The organism is Agrobacterium sp. D14 (assembly GCF_001526505.1).
Lineage (GTDB): Bacteria > Pseudomonadota > Alphaproteobacteria > Rhizobiales > Rhizobiaceae > Agrobacterium > Agrobacterium leguminum.
Map to the genome: position 1 here is coordinate 102871 of NZ_ASXX01000013.1, position 22008 is coordinate 124878.

Consider the following 22008-nt stretch of genomic DNA (forward strand, 5'->3'; position numbering starts at 1 on the left):
TTCGTTGCGATCATGCGCGCAGAATGCTTTTGCCGCATGACCCTGTCAAGCGGGTGCGTTGCGCAGCAGGCTTCTTAGTTTTGCCGGCAGCCTGCCGTCGATCGCCGCAAGACCGGCGGCGATCATTGCCATGCCGGCGAAGTGTTTCATCTCCAGCTGCTCGCCGAGAAGCAGCGAACCGAGCAGGATGGCGCTGACGGGAATGAGGAAGGTGACGAGGGCAAGGTTGGTGGCGCCGGCGCTGGCGAGGATGCGGAAGAAGATGAGATAGGCGAGCGCTGTCGACAAGAGGGCGATGCCGACAAGTGCGCCCCAGGTGCCGAGGCCCGGCATGGCGAGCGTCCATGGCTTATCGATAAGAAGGGCGGCCGGGATGAGCATCAATGTCGAAGAGGAGATCTGGCCGGTGGCGGTCATCAGCGGCGGCACGCCCATGGCCTTGAAACGGCGGCCGAATATGCCCGCGAAAGAATAGGAGATGGCCGCGCCGAGAATGGCGATCTGGCCCCAGAGGCCGGATGAGCCGGTGAAGGCGGCCGGGCCGATCATGGTCGCCACGCCGGCAAAGCCGATCAGAACGCCGGTGAGCTTGTTGCCGGTCATCTTCTCGTCGGCGGTCAGAAAATGGGCGACGATGACGGTGAAGAGGGGCGTGGTGGCATTGAGGATCGAGGCTAGTCCGCTGGCAATATGGGTCTGGCCCCAGACGATCAGGCAGAAGGGGATGATGTTGTTGAGCAGGCCCATGCCGAAAAAGGCGCGCCACACCGCCCATTCACGCGGCAGGCGAAGGCCCAGGATGCGGCAGACGATCAGAAGCGCGATTGCCGCCAGGCTGACGCGCAGCGTGACGATGGTGACGGGCGGCAGTTCCTTGACGGCGACACCGATGAAAAAGAACGATCCGCCCCAGAGAAGCGAAAGCGCGACAAGCATCGCCCATTCACCGGCATCCATCTGTTTCTGTATCGCCATCGTCATCTCCCAAAAGCATGAGTATCGACATGATCGCAGGCGGGCTCGCCGCCATCCACCCGATATCGGTTGAGTTTAGCTCAAACTGGGGATGGGTGTTTTTACTGCGTTTCAGGTCTTGTTGCGTCTATTTACTCCCTGTTTTATGATGTTTTCAAACGATTGTTTCTCGTTCGATAATTGAGATGAGCTAAACCATGGCAGCCGAACTTCCTTCTTTGAAAGGGTTGCAGGCCTTCGAGGCCGCGGCACGGTATCGCAGTGTCACGCTTGCTTCCAATGAGTTGAATGTCACGCCCGGTGCCGTCAGCCTGCAAATCCGGGAGCTGGAGGCGCGGCTTGGCGTGCAATTGTTTTTCCGCAAACCGCGCAGCATCCAGCTGACGCGCGAAGGGGAGCGTTATTACGGCGCGCTTCGCACCGCCTTCCGGATGATGCGGGAGGCGACGGCGGAACTGACGGCGCGCTCCGAGATTACGGTTCTGACGCTGAGCTGCACGCCGACTTTCGCCGTTCAATGGCTGATGCCGCGATTGCCTGCCTTCCAGCAGCAACACCCGCAGGTGGATGTCCGCATCAGCGTGACGAACCGATTGGTGGATTTTTCGAGGGACGACGTCGATCTGGCGGTACGGCACGGGTTCGGTCGGTATGAAGGGCTGGAGAGCATCCGCTTCATCGATGACGGCACCCTGCCGGTCTGCTCGCCGCAGCTTCTGGAAAAATATCGGCCGCTCCAGGAGGCGGGGGACCTCAAATCCATTCCGCTTCTGCACGATGAAAACCGCAATGAATGGCGGCGCTGGCTGGAGGCGGCGGGAGCATCGGACGTGGATGCCTCCGGCGGCACCGTCTTCATCGACAGCAACGGTGCGCTGGATGCGGCCAAGGCCGGGCACGGCATTGCGCTGACCCGGCGTTCGCTGGTTTCCCGCGAACTTGCGGAAGGCGCATTGATAGCGCCATTTGGGAAGGACATGGCCAGCACGCTCGCCTATTTCCTCGTCTATCCGCGGCGTATGCTGGACAATCCCGATCTGGTGACGCTCATCGACTGGATGCTTTCGGAAGCGGGTTCTGCCGAGGCCGGTTCTCTTTGACGTCAATCCGGTCTATGCCGGAATGAAACAACGGGAATCACTCTTGAAAACCATCGCCATCGATTTCGAGACCGCCAATGAGGAACGGGGCAGCGCCTGCTCCGTCGGGCTTGCGTGGATAGAGGGCGGCGAGATCGTTCGCGTCGAGGAACGGCTGATCCGGCCGAAGGACATGCGGTTTTCGCCCTTCAACATCGCTGTGCATGGCATCCGCCCGGCCGATGTCGAAGATGCGCCTGAATTTCCGGAGGTGATGGAGGAGTTCATCGACGACTTCCACGGCGCCACCATGATCGCCCATAATGCCGCCTTCGATTTCAGTGTCATGCGGGCGTCTTTCGATAAATACCGGCAGTCCTATCCCGATCTTTCCTATCTGTGCAGCGTCAAGATCGCCCGGCATGTCTGGCCCAATCTGGCCTCGCACAAGCTGAATGTCATCGCCCATCATCTCCAGCTGCGTTTCGTGCACCACAATGCCGCCGAAGACGCCGTCGTCTGCGCGGCCGCTTCGATTGCGGCGGCCAAGGCCTTGCGCGTCGCCGATATCCGTGAGCTGCCGGAAAAGATCGGCATGGTCGCGGGGCGTCTCACCTCCACCGGTTACCAGCCCTGCAGCATGAAAAAACGCGCCGTCTCCCGGGTTGCGTAACCGTTCCGCGCACTTATGTTTGAAGCAGCGTAACGGAGAAGATGCGATGACGATGAAAACTCTGTCGGGTTTGTTTGCGGGCTTTCTGGCATTGCTTCCGGTGACAGCGGCGCATTCGCAGGTGGTGGGCGAGGTCGGCGTCGACTGGATCGGCAACGACATCGTCATCGAGGCGATCGCCGATCCGAAGATCAAGGGCGTGACCTGCCATGTGACCTATTTCGAGCGCGGTGTCATCGACCGCCTGAAGAACGGCAACTGGTTCGAAGACCCTTCCAACAATGCCATTTCCTGCAGCCAGACGGGACCGGTGGAGATCGGCGACATCGATCTGTCGAAGGGCGGGGAAGAGGTGTTCCGGCAGGGCATGTCGCTGGTCTGGAAGAAGCTCGTCGTCAGCCGCGTCTATGACAGGGCGAACGATACGCTGATCTATCTGGTGCATGCGCGGGAACTGACCGACGGTTCGGCAAAGATGGCGATTTCCACGGTGCCGCTCTATAACCAGCAGGTCACATGGCAAAAGGGCAAGCCGTAAGGCTCGCCCCTCGCAATTGCGTATAGATGCCTGATCAGGCTGCTTCGCGTGCCAGCTCGTCCGCAATCACGGTGTCGAGGTTGAGGAAGCAGACCATGCTCTTTTCCAGCGCCACGATGCCGCGGCAGAAGCTGCGCTGTTCTTCCGGAATGATATCGGGTGCGGGCTGCAGGTCTTCGGAGCGGATGGTCATCATGTCGGAGACCTGTTCCACCAGAAGGCCGACCAGCTTGCCGCCGATATCGGTGACGATGATGGCGGAGCGTTCGGACGGTTCGGTCATCTTCATGCCGAGGCGGCCGGCCATGTCGATGACGGGAATGACGGCGCCGCGCAGGTTGATGAGGCCGAGAACGTAAGGCGGGGTGTGCGGCATCGGGGTAACCGGCGCCCAGCCGCGGATTTCGCGGATCGCCATGATGTCGATGCAGAATTCCTGATCGCCCAGATGGAAGGAAACGATTTCGAGATATGCGCCGGATTGCTTGATGGCGTTGGACATGACGGCAGGTTTCCTCTGATGGCTCTCTAACAGGCCCGCGCAGGATTGAGCTTTATGCGGTGGCCGGAGAATGGACCGGGAGACATCATGTCGAGGCTTAAAAACCGCTATGGTCATAATGCACAGCAAGATTTTAAACTTTCCCTAACAACTGCTGCTGCCGCGCCGGCAAAACCCAGTATTTTGGCGGTTTTCGCGCTCACGCAAACAGGTTATGATGGGCATATGAACGCGCTCGTTTCCCATCCGCTGAAGTTTATTCTGGCTAGTCTTGCCGCTGTGGCCTCGCTTGCCATCGTGCTTCTTGCCTTTGACGGCTGGGTGCGGCACGGCACGGATATTTTCCTGTCTACGGTACAGAGCGGCATCGCCTGGTGCCTGTGACGCGTTTTCCGGCTGCGGATTTGTGACAAATCAGCGCGGTTCCCGCAAATACGCCCAGTTGATTTGCCGTCCCCGTCGCCTTTCGTTATCTGTCTGCCAGGGCCTGCGATATGCCGCCGGCTTTCGGGGTAGGATTGGACAATGAGAAATATTCGCATCGTATTGTGGGCCGTCGTGCTCGTTCTCGCCGGCGTTGTCAGCTGGTTGACGATCGAAATGACGAAGACGCGTAATGAAATGGTGGAGACGGCCTATGGCGTGCCCTTCCAACTCACGGCGCAAAACGGCCAGCCGATCACCGAAAAGGCCTTTCAGGGCAAGCCGACAGCGCTGTTCTTCGGTTTCACCCATTGCCCGGAAGTCTGCCCGACAACCCTTTTCGAGCTGAACGGCTGGATGGAGAAGGTGGACCCAGCCGGCGACAAGCTGCAGGCCTATTTCGTCTCCGTCGATCCCGAGCGCGATACGCCTGAGATCATGCAGCAATATGTCTCCAACGTCTCGAAGCGCATCACCGGCATCACCGGACCGGCCGACAAGATCGCCGAAACGCTGAAGGGCTACCGTATCTATGCCAAGAAGGTGCCGGTGGACGAGAAGGATCCGAATGGCGACTACACCATGGATCACACGGCGTCCGTCATCCTGCTTGATGCCAATGGCCGTTTTTCCGGCACCATCGCTTATGGCGAAAACCCAGAAGTTGCCGAGCAGAAGCTTCAGAATCTTCTGAAGGGCTGATAGAGGCGGCATAATTGCGCCGGGCTTATTGGACTGGCCGAGGTTTTGTGGCAAAGGCAAGAACAATAACCTCATCCAGAGAAAGCAGCCCGCCGTGAGCGAAATCCGACTTTACGTCACCACGACCGAAATCCAGGCCGGTGAAATCCTCGATCTCATGTCGGACTATTTCGGCGAGGAGGACGTTGCGATTGCTACCACCGAGGTGGATGAGAAGCGCGACATCTGGGAAGCCTCCGTCTATCTGATGGCCGAGCAGGAGGAAGAGTTCCGCGAGCGTGTCAGCGCCCTGCTTGCTCCCGCCTTTCCCGGTCTCGTCATCGAGAAGGAGACCGTTCCGGATGTCGACTGGATCGCCAAGTCGCTCGAGGGGCTGAAGCCGGTCAGGGCAGGGCGCTTCATCGTGCATGGCGCCCATGATCGCGACAAGGTACGGGCGAACGATCTGGCAATCGAAATCGAGGCGGGACAGGCTTTCGGCACCGGCCATCACGGCACGACGGCCGGCTGCCTTGAGATGATCGAGGAGGTTCTGCGGGCGCGGACCGTGCGCAATGCGCTCGATCTCGGCACCGGTAGCGGCGTTCTGGCGATTGCGGTGCGCAAGATGCGTCCCATTCCCGTGCTGGCGACGGATATCGACCCGATCGCCGTCAAGGTGGCGAAGGAGAATGTACGGCTGAACGGCATCGTCTCCGGGATGGCGCTGGAGACCGCGCCGGGCTTTCACTCGGATGCCTTCCGCAAGCACGGCCCGTTCGATCTCATCATCGCCAATATTCTGGCACGGCCGCTCATCAAGATGGCGCCGCAGCTCGTCACGCATCTGGCGCCCGGCGGCACCGTCATCCTGTCTGGCATTCTGGCGTCGCAGCGCTGGAAGGTGCTTTCCGCCTATAATGGCGCCCGGCTTTCCCATGTCCGCACCATCTGGCGCAATGGCTGGGTCACGCTGCATCTGCGCAGGGACTGAACCAGCGGCAACATCCCTTTCGGGCAAAAGAAAAGGCGGCGCTTTCGCGCCGCCTGGAAACCCGCGAGCATGGGAGGAGCTTGCTCAAGCGGGTCGACGTATTCCTGTTCGGCGCGGTGGAGGGAGGATCGCCGCGCCGGACGTGATCAGAATACGTAGCTGGACTTTGCCTTGCGACGCAGATCGGCGCGGTTCATGCCGAGCGCTTCCAGCGACTTGTCGTCGAGGTTCAGAAGGGCGGCGTTGACATGGCGGCTGACCTGACGCTCGCGTGCTTCAACGACGCGATCGAAGGCGGTACGGAGGAAAGATTTTGCCATTGCTTCAAATCCTTGTTTGCCAGGAGAGTGTCTCTCTCGCTGTGTTGATCTGAAGATAAGCGATGTGTTTTTGTTTAGTTAGAGGGGATATCTCAGGGTAGATATGCATTTATCGCATGTCACTTTGCCTTGAGTATTACTTATTTCGCAAAAGCTGCACAATTTATCGCCGCAATCCGGTCTGTCATATATGGCTTGAAACCGGCTTTGTCCGCGTGGCATTGTCGTTGCGCGCCAATGATTTGACGGCGCAACCTTGCAGCTTTTCTCATGACAGTTCCCGAAAGACGCCTATGTTCCAGACCTTCGAAAACAAATCCGCGCCGCAATTTGGCAAGGCCCGCATCGAGGCGCTGCGCGCCGGTTTCGATGCCCTTGGTATCGACGGTTTTCTGGTGCCGCGTGCCGATGAATATCAGGGGGAATATGTGCCGGAGTGCGCCGAGCGCCTGTCCTGGCTGACCGGCTTTACCGGTTCCGCCGGCATTGCGCTGGTGACGCGCACGGAGGCGGTGGTTTTTGTCGATGGCCGGTATACGACGCAGCTCAAGTCGCAGGTCGACCAATCGGTCTTCAGCGGCGGCGATCTGGTTGGCGCGCCGCCCTCCGTCTGGCTGGCCGAACATGCTCCACAGGGTTTCCGGCTCGGCATCGATCCGTGGCTGCACACCGGCGCGGAGTTGAAGCGGCTGGAAAAGGTGCTTGCCGGCAAGGGCGGTTCGGTCGTTCTCCTGGAAAAGAACCCGCTCGATGCCCTGTGGCAGGACCGTCCCTCCGAGCCGCTGGAGCCCGTCGTCATCCAGCCCGAGGCCTTTACCGGCAGGCTGGCGAAGGAAAAGATCGCCTCGCTGGCGGAGACGGTCTCGGCAAAGGGCGCGGATGCCCTGCTGGTTACCGATCCATCCTCCATCGCCTGGATTTTCAATGTTCGCGGCAATGACGTGCCGCATACGCCGCATCCGCTCGCCCGCGCCATTATCTATGCCGATGGCAGGGCGGATATTTTTCTCGACAAGCGCAAGACCGGCATCGAGACCGAGGCCTATCTGGCGCAGCTCGCGACACAATTGCCGCCGTCGAAGATCGCTGACCGTCTGCATGCCATTGCCAGCGCCAAGGGCCGCGTCATGGTGGATGCCGATCTGACCCCGGTGGCGCTGACCGGCGCAATCACGGCGGCGGGCGGCTCCCTGATCGAGGAGGCCGATCCCGTTCGCCTGCCGCGCGCGCGCAAGAACAAGGCGGAGCTGGCCGGCTCGGCAGCCGCCCATGTGCAGGATGGCGCGGCCATGGTCGAATATCTCTGCTGGCTGGACCGCCAGCAACCGGGCAGCGTCACCGAAATCGCCGCCGTCAAGGCGCTGGAGGCCGCTCGGGTCAAGGTGGGGCAGGGGCTGCAAAACCCGCTCAAGGACGTGTCTTTCGATACGATTTCAGGCGCCGGCGAACATGCCGCCATCATCCATTACCGCGTCACCACCGATACCGACCGCACACTTGCGGACGGCGAGATGTTCCTCGTCGATTCCGGCGCGCAATATGTCAACGGTACCACGGATATCACCCGTACCGTTGCAATCGGCACGGTGCCGGAAGAACAGAAGCGTTTCTTCACACTGGTGCTAAAGGGCATGATCGGCATCAGCACCGCGCGGTTTCCGAAGGGAACGCGCGGTTGCGATCTCGATCCGCTGGCGCGCATCGCGCTCTGGAAGGCTGGAGCGGATTACGCCCATGGCACCGGCCACGGCGTCGGCTCCTATCTTTCGGTGCATGAGGGCCCGCAACGCATTTCGCGGCTTTCGACGCAGGAGCTTCTGCCCGGCATGATCCTGTCCAACGAGCCGGGTTATTACCGGCCCGGCGCTTTCGGCATCCGCATCGAGAACCTCATCTATGTATGCGAGGCGGAGGAGGTGGCCGGCGGCGACCAGCCGATGTTCTCCTTCGAGACGCTGACCTGGTGCCCCATCGACCGCAGGCTGGTCGTTGCCGCTCTCCTGACCGATGAAGAACTGGGCTGGCTGAACGCCTATCACGCCGGGGTTCTGGAGAAGCTTTCTCCCTTGATCACCGACGGGGAGGTTAAGGCGTGGCTCGTTGCCGCGACGAAGCCATTGGAGCGGGTCGCTTAGAGCAGCCCGAAATGCCTGATGGCGATGACGATGGCCCAGCCGATGGCCAGCATCGTCAGGCCGGGAAAGCGCAGGCAGACCAGAAGCGCTGCCACCATGCCGATCTTCACCTCGTATCCGCCTTCGAAAAAGGCGGGTGCGACGAGCGTGGTCAAAACCGCCACGGGAACGGCGTTCAGTCCCGCCTCCATGCGCGGCGGGATGGATTTCATCCGCGTCATCAGCACATAACCGCCGATGCGGGTCAGATAGGTGGCGATGGCGGCGAGCGCGATCAGGATCAGCGTATCGGTGTGCAGCATGTCGCTCATGGCGTTTCCATCCCGCTTTCAGAATTCGCCGTGCCATTCGGTTTCGGTGGATAGAGGACCGCGACGAGAATTCCGGCGACGGCGCCGAGGCTCACATGCCACGGCGAGCCGACGATGTGATAGGCAACCGTTGCACCCACCGCGCTTGCCAGCATGACAGGGTAGAAATTCTCCCGCTGGCGGAAGCTCAAGACCATACCCATGAAATAGATCGGCAGCAGCACATCGAGACCGATGGCTTTGGGATCGCCGACCATATTGCCGAGCGATGCGCCGAGAATGGTCATGGCTAGCCACAGCACGTAGACCGGCGCTGCAAAGCCCATGTACCAGGAAAAGCCGACCGTGCCGGTATTTTCGTATTTCCTGACCGATTCGGCGAATTGCGGATCGACCAGTACGAAGAAGCCCGCGGCCTTTTGCAGGAAAGACCAGTTCGAGATCATCCGGGCAATGGCGGCCGAATAGAGGATATGGCGGAAATTGACGGCGAAAACGGATAGAACGATCAGCCAGGGGGCAACCTTCTGGCCGAACAATTCGATACCCACGAGCTGGCTCGCGCCCGCATAGACGGTGCCGCTCATGATCGTGGCCTCGGTGACGCTGAGCCCGTTATCGACTGCGACCGCGCCGAACAGCGCACCGAAGGGGGCGGCGGAGAGGGCGATCGGGAAACCGCTCTTCAATCCCTCGCGAAAATCTGCATTGAACATTTCTGGAAACTCCTTGCCCGCCGCTCTATCGCCGTCCCGCCCGGCTGGCAAACGAATTGCATGAATGGATCGATTGATTCCCTTGAAGCTTCCGTTACGGTAACGCCCCATATGGCCGGTGCCGGACGGACGGTTTCACCACCGTCCTCCCGTACCCCTCAACAGTCAAACGTTGGAAGATCGATGCTGGAAAAGCAGGAAAAGGCCGCCCTGGCCGCACGTATCCGGGACTATCTTGCCCGGGAGACCGAAGCCGAGATCGGCCATCTGCAGGCGGAAATCTTCGTGGATTTTCTGGCCGAGGAGCTGGGGCATGTTTTTTATAATGAGGGGCTCAGGGATGCGCATGCCGCGATCCTGAGACGCCTTGAGGATGCAGCAGGCGATATCGACGTGCTGGAGAAGCCGAAGCCGCGCTAATGGCGCTCTCCTTCCTCATCCCTGTGCTCGTCACAGGGATCCAGCCAGCCCAAGTCCTTGGGCTGGAAAGAGTCTTCTCGCCGCGCAGACGCGCGTCGGCTGGATTCCTGTGACGAGCACAGGAATGAGGGGGAGTGGGAATCGGCCCTGTCCGGTAGCGTTCGTTTTTAAACCCGACGGGCCTTAGTCCCGCAAAATGTCGCGGCTTTTGAGAATGGCCGCGCCTTTTTCCCGCATCGTCGCAATCGCGGCCTTGATGCCCTGCGGGTCGATGCCGCGGCTGGCATCTTCGATGAAACGGATATTCACACCGGGCAGCATATCGAGGGCATCGAGCACCGAGAAACTGACGCAATAATCGGTGGCAAGGCCGCAGACGTCGAGTTGCGTGACACCCTGACGGCTCAGATAGTCGGCCAGTCCCGTCGTCGCGCCCTGATCATTGTCGCGAAAGGCGGAATAACTGTCGACGGCGGCGTTTTCGCCCTTCTGCTGAATATAATCGAAGGCGTCCGTCTTGAGATCGGGATGGAATTCCGCATCCGGCGTGCCCTGCACGCAATGGTCCGGCCACATCATCTGCGGTTTGCCGGAGAGTTCGCCCATGTCGAAGGGCTTCTTGCCGGGATGCTGGGAGGCGAAGCTGCCGTGATTTTCAGGGTGCCAGTCCTGCGAGGCGACGATGAGATCGTAGCCGCCATTGTCGATCAGGGCATTGGCGATGGGCACGACCCTGTCGCCATCGGCAACGGCCAGATTGCCGCCAGGGCAAAAACCGTTCTGGATATCGATGAGCAGCAGCGCCTTCATGATGTGCCTCCCTTTTTAGGGCAGGATGCCAAGCCGGCTTTAACGGATCAAGCCCCTTTCGACCTCTCCGGCAGGCACGGGTGTTTCGGGCAGGGGCTTGCCCTGTCGCAGTCCTGCCGCAATTGCAGCAAATTTCCGGCCAAGTCGGAATTTACCTGACAATGCGGCGGCGGAATTTTTTTAGGCCGATGACGACCCTTTGGGGGGTATTTCCCGGGACAATGCAGTGCGGATGCACGCAGTCTCGGCGCAAGTCATTGTTTTGCCTTCGCCTTACAATGCGCAGACCTTAACGAATTATTTTTGCAGGGACTCGTAAACACTTTGGTTACCATAATTCGTCATGCTTCGAACCAGTCAGTTCCGAAACCGGCGTGGTGTTTGCCCGCCCTTCGGATGTCCCAAAATCCCTCCGGCGTCGGCCGGGTGTGCGTGAACGGTTCGAGTAACGAGTATCATGGCGTTTTCTGCTGCGGCCTATAATGGTGCCGGTCTTGCCGGTTCGTCTTCCGTCAAGAGAGGCAAATCCTTTGCGTTCGGCCGAATGTCCGCCCTTCTCGGCGGCGGCGCCTTTGCCGGCCTTTTCGCCTTCGCCGCCTTTGCCTCGCTGCACAGCATGGCCGCCGCTTCGCATGGTGTCGGGCAGTTTGAAAAGACGCTGGTGACGCGATTCGCTTCCACGGAGACGGCAATTGCCCACGCGGCCGCGCGGGATATTCACGTGCGCAAGTTTTCCCGCCTGAGCGACCATAGCCATGGCCAGCAGAAGGCGGTTCGGCTCGCCGGCATCATGCCCGAGATCGGTGCGAAGGAATTCAGCGAGCGCTTCGGCGCGGCTGCCAATGCCAAGGGACAGGCGACGGTGAAGCAGCTTGCCGCGCTCAAGCCGTCGGCGATCGTCGATTCGGCGCTGGGTCGCACCTCCGAGGTTGCCTATCAGAGCGCCGTTCCGCAGCACCCGGCATTTGAAGTGGCGCTGGCGCGGCCGCAGATCGAGGAAGAGGCAAGCAGCCTGCTGCCCGATGATGTGCCGCTGCCGAGCTTCCGCCCCGAGGTTGCAACGGCTCAGACGGTTGAGCCGTCACCGCGTCCCGCGACATCGTCCAAGACCGAGGAACATGTTCCAGCCGTCGCTTCGGCGCCGGCTTTCGATGCGCCGGTTCCCTTGCGGGCGCCTGCGCCGCCGAAGCAGAGCACCGGCGCCATGCTCGCCTTTGCAAAGCCTGACAATCCGATGCGTGAGCCGAGCAAGATGGATGCGGTTCCGTGGCCGGATCGCGGCAATGGCACGGCGATCTACGATATTTCCTCCGGCGTGGTGCACATGCCGAATGGCGAGAAGCTCGAAGCGCATTCCGGCATCGGCAAGATGCGCGACAATCCCGATTACGTGCATGTGAGAATGCGCGGTTCGACGCCGCCTTCCAGCTATCGTCTGACGATGCGCGAGGCGCGGTTCCATGGCGTCGAGGCCATTCGCCTGACGCCGGAAAACGGCGTCAACCCGCACGGTCGAGACGGTCTTCTGGCGCATACCTACATGCTGGCGAAACGCGGCGAATCGAATGGCTGCGTGGTGTTCCGGGATTACCCGCGCTTCCTTGCTGCCTTCAAGCGCGGCGAAGTCAAGCGCATGGTGGTGGTGCCGAAGTTGAACGGCAACCGGCCGACACTTGCGAGCAGCGGCGGTAAAAGCGGCGGCAAGACCCTGCTCGGCATGTTTTCGCGCGGCAGCGATTCCTGAGCTTTAAGCATTTTCCCGACGTAAAACCGCTGCGCACTATTACTGGAAATGCTCTAGCGACCGCGCCGCTGTGTCAGCACCATGCCGGCGAAGATGAGCAGGATGCCGAGTGCACTCGCCCAGAGTTTCGGCGGATGATCACCGAAAAGATCGAGAACCACGCCTGAGACCATCTGGCCGCTGATGACCAGAAGGGCGGTATTGACCGCACCGATGCGCGGAATGAGCCAGCTTCCCGAAGCGATGAAGACGACGCCGATCGGCCCGCCGATAAAGGCAAGCCAGGGCGCTTCGGTCGCGCCCGGCGGAATGAGGCCGCCGACGATGAGGCCGATGACCGTCAGCACGGCAAAACCGACGATATGGTTCCAGAACGATGCGATGAGCGGCGAGTTGGAGAGGCTGAGGCGGCCGTTGATCTGGCGGCTCAGCGCCACGAAGACGCCGCCGGTAAAGGCCATGGCGATCCAGACAATCATGCCGTTCTCCCGACAAGGATGATGAGTGCGCTGCCGCACAGGATCAGCGCCACCGCCGCCATGTCCCGCAGGTCCGGCTTTCTTTTGGGCAGGCCGAAGAGGCCGAAAAGATCCGCCAGGAGGCTGAAGATCACCTGTCCGCCAAGCCCGAGCGCAATGGTGCCGGAAAGCGCCAGCGGCGAATTGACGGCGGTGGAGGTGAGGATGACGATGGCCGCACCCACGACCCCGCCGCAATAGGCCCAGAGCGGCGCTTTCGGTTTTTCTGCCGCGCCGGCGTCTTTCTTCGGACGCATGATGGCGAGATAGATCAGCGCTGCCACCGTGCCGGTGCCATGCGCCGTCCAGGAGGAAAACAGCGCATTGCCGTAATGGGCAAGCTGACCGTTGAAATGCACCATCAATGTCAAAAGGCAGCCGCTGGCGAAGGCGGCGGCAAGATGCAGCGGGTTGAGGCGTGGATGCGTCGTGTCTGTCATGGCGGGCCGGAAAGCTGAAGATGGAGACGAGCTTTAGCCCATATGTGCCTGAAGCGGAATCGAATTGCGCCGGCTCACGGTTTTAGACGACATTATCCTGTGCGTTGCGGAACAAGCGATGCGGCCACGCATTATTCCACCATGAAGAAAACGACGCGCAAACCATTGAACCGGATGACGATTTTCGTCATTTCTATTTTCATTCTCGCAGCCGTGGTCGCGGCGGTCTATCTCGTCGGCTTCACGCCCGGCGAAGTGTAAGACGGATCGATCAGTGACCGGCCTGGGCGGTCTTACCCTTGCCGCGCTCCATCGCAACGCACACTTTGGCGACGGCGAAGCGAATGCCGCGCAGCAGGAACCGGCTGGTTTCCAGATAGGCGCGATAGGGCAGAACGGTGAAATAACGCCAGCGCGGCAGGCGGTAGATGCGCAGATTGTTCTGGATCTGGCTTTCTCCGTCCGCATCCTGCGTGGCGCAGAGCGGGTAGAGGAAGGCCGCCTTCAGCCCCGCGAGATATTCGAGATCGAATGCGATGTCATAAGCGAGCCGCATGGGGATCAGCTTCGATATCCATTTTCCGGCGCGACGGTTGACGAGATAGGCTCCCGACCCTTTTTCCCGCGTGATGGCAATGGCGAGCGAACGACCGTTGGAAAGCGGGCGGAACGGGAATTTCCGGCCATTGCTGACGGTCGTGAGCCGCAGCAAATCCCAGTCGCCGCCATTCAGCACCGCCTCGTCGATGGCGTTGAGAAAATCATCGTCGAAGACCACGTCATCCTCAAGGATGAGCGCGATATCGGCATCGCCCGCCATGAATTTATTGGCGCAGGCGACATGGCTGAGATAGCAGCCGATTTCCGGCGGCGAGGTACGGCGGCCATGCATGAGCATATAGGAAATCTCGCTGAATTCCGGGATGGGGTAATTCAGTTCCCTGCCATTGACGCCGGGGACACGCTCCGCCTTGAGCCCCATGGCGTCGAGGCGCGCGGTCATATCCGCGAGGCGTTTGGTGGCGCTGTCCATATTGATCAGGAAAACGGCGAGCCTGCGCTGGCTTTTCGGTAATATATGCAAAGCTGTCCTCGCCAGTTCCACTTCCCCATTGCAACTCCTTTATTGCAACGGCATGACGCGGGCTATGGAAAAAGCAGCCTTCAGGCACTCATGGTTGTCGAATCAGACCTTTTCCACAAATCCGTCCAGCACGCGCTTCTGGCCGGCGCGATCGAAGTCGATCGTCAGCTTGTTTCCTTCGATGGCGGAAATATTGCCATTGCCGAATTTGAGGTGGAAGACGCGGTCGCCGACAAAAAATTTCGATGGCGTGTCGGCAACGGATTTCGCCACCAGCTCGCCGTCGATCGTGCGGGTGCGCGGGCCGCTTTCGCCATAACCGATGCGTTCCACCGCATGGCCGGAGCGCGTGCCCCAATTGTCGCGGGTGGCGTCGCTGCGGTTCTGCTGCGCGCGCTTCCAGCCGGGGGTGGAATAGTTGTTGGTGAAAGGATCGGCCTTGTCGAAACGCGACTGGCCATAGCCGCCGCGTCCGCCATAACCGCCGTAACTGCTGTCGGATGCCGCGACATCCACATGGGCGGGCGGCAATTCATCGAGGAAACGCGAGGGCAGGGTGGATTGCCACAGCCCGTGAATGCGCCGGTTCGACACGAACCAGATATGGCAGAGCTTCTTGGCGCGGGTGATACCTACGTAAGCGAGGCGGCGTTCTTCCTCCAGACCGGAGCGCCCGCCTTCGTCCAGCGCCCGCTGGTGCGGGAACAGGCCTTCTTCCCAGCCGGGCAGGAAGACGGTGTCGAATTCCAGACCCTTGGCGGAGTGCAGCGTCATGATGGAGACGGCATCGAGATTTTCGTTCTGCTCGGCATCCATGACGAGGGCGACGTGCTCGAGGAAGCCGCGCATGCTCTCGAAGGCCTCCATCGAGCGGATGAGTTCCTTGAGGTTCTCAAGCCGTCCGGGCGCTTCGGCCGTCTTGTCGGCCTGCCACATGGCGGTATAGCCGCTTTCGTCGAGAATCTGCTCGGCAAGCGTGGTGTGCTCGGTGTTTGCCAAGAGGCCCTGCCAGCGGCGGAAATCCTGTACCACATCGAACAGCGCCTTGCGCGCCTTCGGCTTCAGCTCGTCGGTCTCGATGATGTCGGCGGCTGCAGCCAGCATCGGAATATCGCGGGCGCGGGCATAGTCGTGCAGGTTACGGATCGTCGTATCGCCAAGACCGCGCTTCGGCGTGTTGACGATGCGCTCGAAGGCGAGATCGTCGGCCGGCTGGCAGACGAGGCGGAAATAGGCCATGGCGTCGCGGATTTCGAGGCGCTCATAAAAGCGCGGGCCGCCGATGACGCGGTAATTGAGGCCAAGCGTGACGAAACGGTCTTCGAATTCGCGCATCTGGAAGGAAGCGCGAACGAGGATCGCCATGTCGTTCAGATTATGGTTCTTGCGCTGGAGCTGTTCGATTTCCTCGCCGACCGCGCGGGCTTCCTCCTCGGAATCCCAGGCGGCATGCACCACGACCTTTTCATCGTCCGGACTGCTGCGTTCGGTGAACAGCGTCTTGCCGAGACGTCCCTCATTATGGGCGATCAGATGGCCGGCCGCGCCGAGAATATGCTCGGTGGAGCGATAGTTGCGCTCGAGCTTGATGACCTTGGCGCCGGGAAAATCCTTGTCGAAGCGGAGGATATTGTCCACTTCCGCGCCGCGCCAGCCATAGATCGACTGGTCGTCATCGCCGACGCAACAGACATTCTGCGGTTCGCCCTTGGCGCGCTGTGCGAGAAGCCGCAGCCACATATATTGCGCCGTATTGGTGTCCTGATATTCGTCCACCAGAATGTAACGGAACTTCTGGTGATACTCCTTCAGAATATCGGTGTGGCGGCGGAAGATGCTGATCGGATGCATCAGAAGGTCGCCGAAATCGCAGGCGTTCAGCGTTTTCAGGCGGTTCTGATAGGCGGTGTAAAGTTCGCGGCCCTTGCCATTGGCGAAGGCGCGGCTGTCACCCTCCGGAATGTCCGGCGGCGTCAGGCCCTTGTTCTTCCAGCCGTCGATCATGCCGGCGAACTGCTTTGCCGGCCAGCGCTTGTCATCCAGCCCTTCGGCCTGAATGAGCTGCTTGATCAGCCGCACCACGTCATCGGTATCGAGAATGGTGAAGTCCGATTTCAGGCCGACGAGTTCGGCATGGCGGCGCAAAAGCTTGACGCCGATGGAGTGGAAGGTGCCGAGCCAGGGCATGCCCTCGACAGCGCCGCCGACGAGAACGCCGATACGTTCCTTCATCTCGCGGGCAGCCTTGTTGGTAAAGGTCACGGCAAGAATCTGACTCGGATAGGCGCGGCCGGTGGCGAGAATATGGGCGATGCGGGTCGTCAGAACGCGGGTCTTGCCGGTGCCGGCGCCGGCGAGCACGAGAACGGGTCCGTCCAGCGTTTCCACGGCATCGCGCTGTTCCGGGTTGAGGCCGGAAAGATAGTCGGGCGCAGCACGCGTCTGATCGCGCGCCGCCATGGCGCGGGCGGCAATGCCAAGCCCGCCGCCGCTTTCCGCACCGGCATTGTTCGTTGCCCTGCGCGGTGCGGCGGGTTCCTCATCGAAGAACGGCATATCGTCAAAACTGTTGCTCATGCGGCCCAATGTAGTGATTCGGGATATAAAGGCCAGAACCGTGTTCTGCTTTTATTCCGGTATCAACCGTCAAAACGCCCATTCCAAGGCATTTTTTCGTTTCATGTCTGCCTGTCGGCGTCGAAAGCGGCGTCAACGGGCACTTGCAGCGCCACCGCAAGCTGGTTGGTCTTGGCGGCAAGCGCGATGACGCGCAGCAAATCGGCATGTTGCTCTGTCGTCATGCCTTTCGCTTTGGCGGCTGCCGTGTGGGAATGGGCGCAATAGGAGCAGCCATTGGTGACGGAAACGGCTATATAGAGCATTTCCTTCACCACGGGATCGAGCGCCGAAGGTGTCGCCATCACCGCCTTGACCTCACCCCATGTCTTTTCAAGCAGATCAGTATCGAAGGCGAGGTAGAGCCACATATTGTTGATGAAATCCGATTTGCGGGTGGCGCGGATATCATCGAACACCGCTTTTACGCGTGGATCGGTTTCCGGGTTTTTGGTCTTCGTCACGGTACTCATGGCTTCCTCCGGTTATGGCGTCTCGGTGGCGCAGATTAGCCCAATGGCGGATATTTGCGACAGGAATGCACGGATGGATTGCGGATTGGCTGCTTCTGGCGGCAATTGCGCCCAAATTACAATTACGTAAGGAACGGATTTGTGCGTTGCCTTGCCTTGGCCAAGCAGGAATACTGCATCTGTCCCGGAACGTGTCGTTTTTGGGAACATATCGTGCTGCGCGGATCAACCGGAGAAATATATGCGGGTCTGGAAACAGGTGGGTGTCAGTGTTGCCGTGGTGGGAGCGGGGCTCTGTCTCTGGGGCTTCTATTCGCCCGAAGCCCGCAATGTGCTCGCCAGCATGGGGCTTGGCAAAACGCCTGCCGGGGCGATTGAAGTCGCCGCATCCGGCGGCCCGGCAGCCGGTGCGTCCACAGGGCAGAATGCCGGCGGTGCGCGCCGCAACGGCAACGCCACACTGGTGGTGACGGCCCCGGTGAAGAAGGGCACGGTCAATGACCGGCTGAACGCCATCGGCAATGGCGAGGCGATCCAGTCGGTTGTCGTCATGCCGCAGGCTTCCGGCACGCTTTCCGAAATCCGCACCTCTTCCGGCGCACGTGTCGTGAAAGGCCAGGTGCTGGCGCGGCTCGACGATGAAGAGCAGGTGATCGAGCGCGACAAGGCGCAGGTGGCGCTGCGCAGCGCCGTTGAAAAATCCAATTCCTACAAGAACCTCAAATCCGTTTCCCGCCTTGATGTGCTGGATGCGCAGATTGCCGAAGAAGCCGCCAAGCTTGCGCTGAGCACCGCCGAACTCAATCTCAAGCGCCGCGACATCGTTGCGCCGATAGAGGGTGTGGCGGGTATCGTCGCCGCCAATATCGGCGATAACGTCACCACGCAGTCAACCATCGTCAGCATTGATGACCGTTCGGAAATTCTCGTCAATTTCTGGGCTCCCGAGCGGTTCGCAACCGCGATCAAGGTCGGCATGCCGGTGGAGGCGACGTCCATTTCCCGCCCCGGTGAGACCTTCAAGGGCGAGATCGAGGCCGTCGACAACCGCGTCGACGAGGCAAGCCGCACGATCCGCATCCGGGCGAAGTTCGGCAATGAGAAGGACGAGCTGAGGGCCGGCATGTCCTTCGGTGTCACCATGCGCTTCGCCGGGGAAACCTATGCCTCGGTCGATCCGCTGGCCGTGCAGTGGGATGCGGAAGGCTCTTACGTCTGGCGTGTGGCCGACAATAAATCGAACAAAGTGCGGGTTCAGATCGTGCAACGCAATCCCGATGCCGTTCTCGTCAAGGCGGAGCTGGCGGATGGCGAGCCTGTCGTAATCGAGGGCCTTCAGCGTGTCAGGGAAGGCGGCGCGGTCCGCGTCGGCAGCCAGCCGAAGCCCGAGGAGGTTGCCAGCCAATGACGACGCAGCCGCCCTCGGTTAAGGATTCCAAACTCGCCTTTACGGCATTGTTCGTGCGCCGGCCGATTCTGGCGGCGGTTCTCAACACGCTGCTGGTCGTTGCCGGCCTTGCGGCTCTGGTGGGCGTTGAAGTGCGCGAATTGCCTGACGTCGACCGGCCGACGATCAGCGTCCGGACCACCTATGAGGGGGCTGCGCCCGAAACCATCGATCAGGAAGTGACGCAGACCATCGAAGGTGCGGTGGCGCGTGTCAGCGGCGTCAAGTCCATCTCGTCCAACTCGCAATTCGGCACCAGCCGCGTGACGCTGGAATTCGGCGACGATGTCGACCTGGCGGTTGCCGCCAATGACGTGCGCGACGCCATCGGCCGCGTCACCAACGAGTTGCCTGACGATGCCGACGAGCCGCAGATCATCAAGGCGGATTCCGACAGCCAGCCGATCATGCGCCTTGCCGTCACCTCCTCCACGCTCAGCATGGAAGACCTGACCAAGCTTGTGGATGACGAAATCATCGACCGTCTGGCCGCCGTCGACGGCGTGGCCGATGTGGAGCTTTACGGCGATCAGGAAAAGGTTTTTCGGGTCGATCTCAATCAGGCCGCATTGGCGAGCCGTGGTTTGACGGTGACCGACGTTTCCAATGCGCTTGCCAGCGCCGCACTCGATGTGCCGGCGGGATCGCTGAAAAGCACGACGCAGGATATTGTCGTGCGCGCCACGGCCAGCCTGACGAAGCCTGAGGATTTTTCCAACCTTCTCATCAAGAACAATATCCGCCTTCGGGACGTCGCGACTGTCATGCTGGGGGCGGATGACGAATCCACCTCGCTGCGCTCCAATGGCGTGCAGGGCGTCGGTCTCGGTGTCATCCGTCAGGCGCAGTCGAACACGCTCAGTATCTCGACCGGCGTGAAGGCCGCCGTCGACACCATGTCGGCCAATCTGCCCGAGGGCACGCGTATCGTCGTAACCAGTGACGACGCCGTCTTCATCGAAGGCGCGCTGCATGAGGTCGAGCTGGCGCTCGGTCTCTCGGCGATCATTGTCGTCGTCGTGCTTTATCTCTTCCTGCGCGACTGGCGCGCCACCCTCATTCCGGCAATTACCATGCCGGTGGCGCTGATCGGCACCATTGTCGCCATCTATATGGTCGGCTTCTCGGTCAATATCCTGACCCTGCTTGCCATCGTTCTGGCGACCGGTCTCGTGGTCGATGACGCCATCGTGGTGCTGGAAAATATCGTGCGCCGCCGGGCAGAAGGCATGGGGCCGCGGGCCGCCGCCGTTCTCGGCACGCAGGAAGTCTTCTTCGCGGTCATCGCGACGACGGCGACGCTTGCCGCCGTCTTCATTCCGCTTTCCTTCCTGCCGGGCCAGCTTGGCGGCCTGTTCCGCGAATTCGGTTTCGTGCTGGCCTTCGCGGTGGGCTTGTCCTCCATCGTGGCGCTGACGCTCTGCCCGATGCTCGCATCGCGTATGCTGAAGGAGGGGCTGAAGGAGCCGACGGGGCCGCTCGCATGGTTCGGCAATGTCTTTGCGTCCACCTACAAAACGACGCTTTCCGCCTGCCTCAACAATCCGCTGATCGTCATCGTCGTGGCGCTTATCTTTTCCGGCCTGTCATGGATCGCCTTCGGCATGATCCAGAACGAGTTGACGCCGCGCGAGGACCGCGCCTCGATCATGATGCGGGTCACCGCGCCGCAGGGCGTCAGCCTCGACTATACCCGCGACCAGTTGCAGCGGATCGAGGAAAACCTGCAGCCGCTGCGCGACAGCGGTGAAATCCGCAATATTTACTCCATCACCGGCATGAACGGCTCGTCCAATACCGGTTTCATGGTGCTGACGCTGGCGCCCTGGGCCGACCGCGAGCGCACGCAGAATCAGATTGCCGCCGATGTCACTTCCGCCGCGAACAGGGTGCCGGCGCTGCGCGGCAATGCGATGCAGCCGAACAGCCTCAGAATTCGCGGTGCCGGCAACGGCCTGCAGATGGCGATGGTTGGCAGCAACTATGCGGCGCTGACCGAGGCAACGCAGAAATTGCTGCTTTCCATGGAGGAAAGCGGCCTGTTCGATACGCCGCGTTTCGACAATGAGCCCAATCAGGCGCAGATTTCCGTCTCCATCGACCGCGAGCGTGCATCGGATCTCGGCATCGATATCACCGGCCTGTCGCGCGCCATGCAGTCGCTGCTGGAAGGGCGCTCGATTGTCGACGTCTTCGTGGATGGCGATGCGATTCCCGTGCGGCTTTTGTCCTCCACCCGGCCGATCAACGATCCGACCGATCTGGAAAACGTCTTTCTGAAAACCGGCGACGGTAAGATCGTGCCGATGTCGGTCATCGCCACGCTGAAGGAAAATGCGGTTGCGCCGCAGCTCAACCGCGAGCAGCAGCTTCCCTCCGTCGGCTTTACCGCCAACCTCAAGGACGGTGTTTCGCTGGGCGAGGCGCTGCAAAAGGTGAATGAGCTCTCGCAATCCGTCATGCCGCCCGGCGCACGCCTGCTGCCGCTGGGTGAAGCGGCGACGCTCGAGGAAAATTCGAGCGGCATGTTGCTGACCTTCGGTTTCGCCATCGCCATCATCTTCCTCGTGCTGGCCGCGCAGTTCGAAAGCGTCTTGAGTTCGGTCATCATCATGACGACGGTGCCGCTCGGCCTTGCCTGCGCGGTCATCGCGCTGCTCGTTACCGGTTCGAGCCTCAACGTCTATAGCCAGATCGGGCTTGTCTTGCTCGTCGGTGTGATGGCCAAGAACGGTATTCTCATCGTCGAATTCGCCAATCATCTGCGCGATCAGGGCGCAACCGTGCGGGAAGCCATTGAAAAGGCCACCAGCATTCGCCTGCGCCCCGTGATGATGACGATGATCGCCACCATTCTCGGCGGCGTGCCGCTGGTGCTGGCGCAGGGTGCCGGCGCGGAAGCGCGCATCGCGCTCGGCTGGGTCATTGTCGGCGGCCTCGGTTTTGCGACGCTGGTGACGCTTTACATCACGCCGGTCTCCTACCTGCTGATCGCCCGCTTCGCCAAACCGCAGGCGGATGAGGAAATCCGCCTTCACCGCGAGCTTGAACTTGCCGCCCGCCGCAAGGCGCTGGAAGAGGACAAGCCGTTGCTCGCAGCGGAATGAAA

The 22008-nt window shown here is 60.8% G+C and carries 22 protein-coding genes; 11 read left to right on the forward strand and 11 right to left on the reverse strand.

Annotated features, from left to right (window positions below):
* Positions 1 to 45: 45 nt before the first annotated feature.
* Positions 46 to 975: a DMT family transporter gene (locus L901_RS11385; RefSeq protein ID WP_059756676.1), complete on the reverse strand. Its 930-nt coding sequence runs from the start codon at positions 973 to 975 to the stop codon at positions 46 to 48.
* Positions 976 to 1172: 197 nt separating this feature from the next.
* On the opposite strand from L901_RS11385, the gene gcvA reads away from it, so the two are divergent.
* Genes gcvA through L901_RS11400 form a run of 3 tightly spaced genes read left to right on the forward strand, consistent with a single transcriptional unit; the run spans position 1173 to position 3265 of the window.
* The gene (gene gcvA / locus L901_RS11390; protein ID WP_059756677.1) at positions 1173 to 2075 is read left to right on the forward strand and encodes a transcriptional regulator GcvA; all 903 of its coding nucleotides are present in this window, start codon (positions 1173 to 1175) and stop codon (positions 2073 to 2075) included.
* A 43-nt stretch (positions 2076 to 2118) separates the two neighbouring features.
* Entirely contained in the window at positions 2119 to 2727 is a 609-nt protein-coding gene (locus tag L901_RS11395; RefSeq protein WP_059756679.1) for a 3'-5' exonuclease, read from the forward strand.
* 46 nt (positions 2728 to 2773) lie between these two features.
* Positions 2774 to 3265 (forward strand): CreA family protein, encoded by a 492-nt coding sequence (locus tag L901_RS11400; protein WP_020810267.1) that lies wholly within the window; start codon positions 2774 to 2776, stop codon positions 3263 to 3265.
* A 34-nt stretch (positions 3266 to 3299) separates the two neighbouring features.
* Here L901_RS11400 and L901_RS11405 read toward each other — a convergent pair whose 3' ends face one another.
* The gene (locus tag L901_RS11405; protein WP_003522339.1) at positions 3300 to 3767 is read right to left on the reverse strand and encodes a chemotaxis protein CheW; all 468 of its coding nucleotides are present in this window, start codon (positions 3765 to 3767) and stop codon (positions 3300 to 3302) included.
* Positions 3768 to 3854: 87 nt separating this feature from the next.
* Between L901_RS11405 and L901_RS11410 the strand changes: the two genes are divergently transcribed.
* The 3 genes from L901_RS11410 to L901_RS11420 all read left to right on the forward strand — a co-directional run bounded on the left by L901_RS11410 (position 3855) and on the right by L901_RS11420 (position 5865).
* On the forward strand, positions 3855 to 4151 hold the full coding sequence (locus L901_RS11410) for a hypothetical protein (RefSeq protein WP_245289642.1): 297 nt from the start codon (positions 3855 to 3857) through the stop codon (positions 4149 to 4151).
* Between the two features lie 141 nt (positions 4152 to 4292).
* Positions 4293 to 4892, forward strand: a complete 600-nt coding sequence (gene sco, locus L901_RS11415) for a cytochrome oxidase assembly protein Sco (protein WP_003522341.1) — start codon at positions 4293 to 4295, stop codon at positions 4890 to 4892.
* Positions 4893 to 4986: 94 nt separating this feature from the next.
* A complete protein-coding gene (locus L901_RS11420) occupies positions 4987 to 5865 on the forward strand; it encodes a 50S ribosomal protein L11 methyltransferase (protein WP_031234255.1) in 879 nt (292 codons plus the stop codon).
* A gap of 146 nt (positions 5866 to 6011) precedes the next feature.
* Here L901_RS11420 and L901_RS27390 read toward each other — a convergent pair whose 3' ends face one another.
* Complete coding sequence (locus L901_RS27390) at positions 6012 to 6185, reverse strand: hypothetical protein (RefSeq protein WP_003522343.1); 174 nt, start codon at positions 6183 to 6185, stop codon at positions 6012 to 6014.
* 293 nt (positions 6186 to 6478) lie between these two features.
* Between L901_RS27390 and L901_RS11430 the strand changes: the two genes are divergently transcribed.
* Positions 6479 to 8320: an aminopeptidase P family protein gene (locus tag L901_RS11430; protein ID WP_059756681.1), complete on the forward strand. Its 1842-nt coding sequence runs from the start codon at positions 6479 to 6481 to the stop codon at positions 8318 to 8320.
* Here the strand turns inward: L901_RS11430 and L901_RS11435 are convergent.
* Positions 8317 to 8631 carry an AzlD family protein gene (locus tag L901_RS11435; RefSeq protein ID WP_020812065.1) on the reverse strand — a complete coding sequence of 105 codons (315 nt, stop codon included), beginning with the start codon at positions 8629 to 8631 and terminating at the stop codon, positions 8317 to 8319. The genes L901_RS11430 and L901_RS11435 overlap by 4 nt on opposite strands.
* Positions 8628 to 9347 (reverse strand): AzlC family ABC transporter permease, encoded by a 720-nt coding sequence (locus L901_RS11440; protein ID WP_059756684.1) that lies wholly within the window; start codon positions 9345 to 9347, stop codon positions 8628 to 8630. The genes L901_RS11435 and L901_RS11440 overlap by 4 nt, the downstream gene beginning before the upstream one ends.
* A 183-nt stretch (positions 9348 to 9530) precedes the next feature.
* On the opposite strand from L901_RS11440, the gene L901_RS11445 reads away from it, so the two are divergent.
* Positions 9531 to 9767, forward strand: coding sequence for a DUF2164 domain-containing protein (locus L901_RS11445; protein WP_003522348.1), 237 nt, complete (start codon positions 9531 to 9533; stop codon positions 9765 to 9767).
* Positions 9768 to 9950: 183 nt separating this feature from the next.
* Here L901_RS11445 and pncA read toward each other — a convergent pair whose 3' ends face one another.
* The gene (pncA, locus tag L901_RS11450) at positions 9951 to 10577 is read right to left on the reverse strand and encodes a bifunctional nicotinamidase/pyrazinamidase (RefSeq protein ID WP_059756687.1); all 627 of its coding nucleotides are present in this window, start codon (positions 10575 to 10577) and stop codon (positions 9951 to 9953) included.
* A gap of 457 nt (positions 10578 to 11034) precedes the next feature.
* On the opposite strand from pncA, the gene L901_RS11455 reads away from it, so the two are divergent.
* Complete coding sequence (locus tag L901_RS11455; RefSeq protein WP_059756690.1) at positions 11035 to 12321, forward strand: DUF2778 domain-containing protein; 1287 nt, start codon at positions 11035 to 11037, stop codon at positions 12319 to 12321.
* Positions 12322 to 12374: 53 nt separating this feature from the next.
* Here L901_RS11455 and L901_RS11460 read toward each other — a convergent pair whose 3' ends face one another.
* The 5 genes from L901_RS11460 to L901_RS11480 form a co-directional block, all read right to left on the reverse strand.
* Positions 12375 to 12800: a DMT family transporter gene (locus L901_RS11460; protein WP_059756693.1), complete on the reverse strand. Its 426-nt coding sequence runs from the start codon at positions 12798 to 12800 to the stop codon at positions 12375 to 12377.
* Entirely contained in the window at positions 12797 to 13279 is a 483-nt protein-coding gene (locus L901_RS11465; RefSeq protein ID WP_059756695.1) for a DMT family transporter, read from the reverse strand. The genes L901_RS11460 and L901_RS11465 overlap by 4 nt, the downstream gene beginning before the upstream one ends.
* A 271-nt stretch (positions 13280 to 13550) precedes the next feature.
* Positions 13551 to 14363, reverse strand: a complete 813-nt coding sequence (locus L901_RS11470; protein ID WP_003522355.1) for a glycosyltransferase family 25 protein — start codon at positions 14361 to 14363, stop codon at positions 13551 to 13553.
* Positions 14364 to 14465: 102 nt separating this feature from the next.
* Positions 14466 to 16940, reverse strand: coding sequence for an ATP-dependent helicase (locus tag L901_RS11475; protein WP_059756759.1), 2475 nt, complete (start codon positions 16938 to 16940; stop codon positions 14466 to 14468).
* Between the two features lie 101 nt (positions 16941 to 17041).
* The gene (locus L901_RS11480) at positions 17042 to 17452 is read right to left on the reverse strand and encodes a carboxymuconolactone decarboxylase family protein (RefSeq protein WP_059756698.1); all 411 of its coding nucleotides are present in this window, start codon (positions 17450 to 17452) and stop codon (positions 17042 to 17044) included.
* 241 nt (positions 17453 to 17693) lie between these two features.
* On the opposite strand from L901_RS11480, the gene L901_RS11485 reads away from it, so the two are divergent.
* Together L901_RS11485 and L901_RS11490 are read left to right on the forward strand one after the other, a co-directional pair.
* Positions 17694 to 18860 carry an efflux RND transporter periplasmic adaptor subunit gene (locus L901_RS11485; protein ID WP_059756700.1) on the forward strand — a complete coding sequence of 389 codons (1167 nt, stop codon included), beginning with the start codon at positions 17694 to 17696 and terminating at the stop codon, positions 18858 to 18860.
* Complete coding sequence (locus L901_RS11490; RefSeq protein WP_059756702.1) at positions 18857 to 22006, forward strand: efflux RND transporter permease subunit; 3150 nt, start codon at positions 18857 to 18859, stop codon at positions 22004 to 22006. The genes L901_RS11485 and L901_RS11490 overlap by 4 nt, the downstream gene beginning before the upstream one ends.
* The last annotated feature ends 2 nt before the right edge of the window (positions 22007 to 22008 follow it).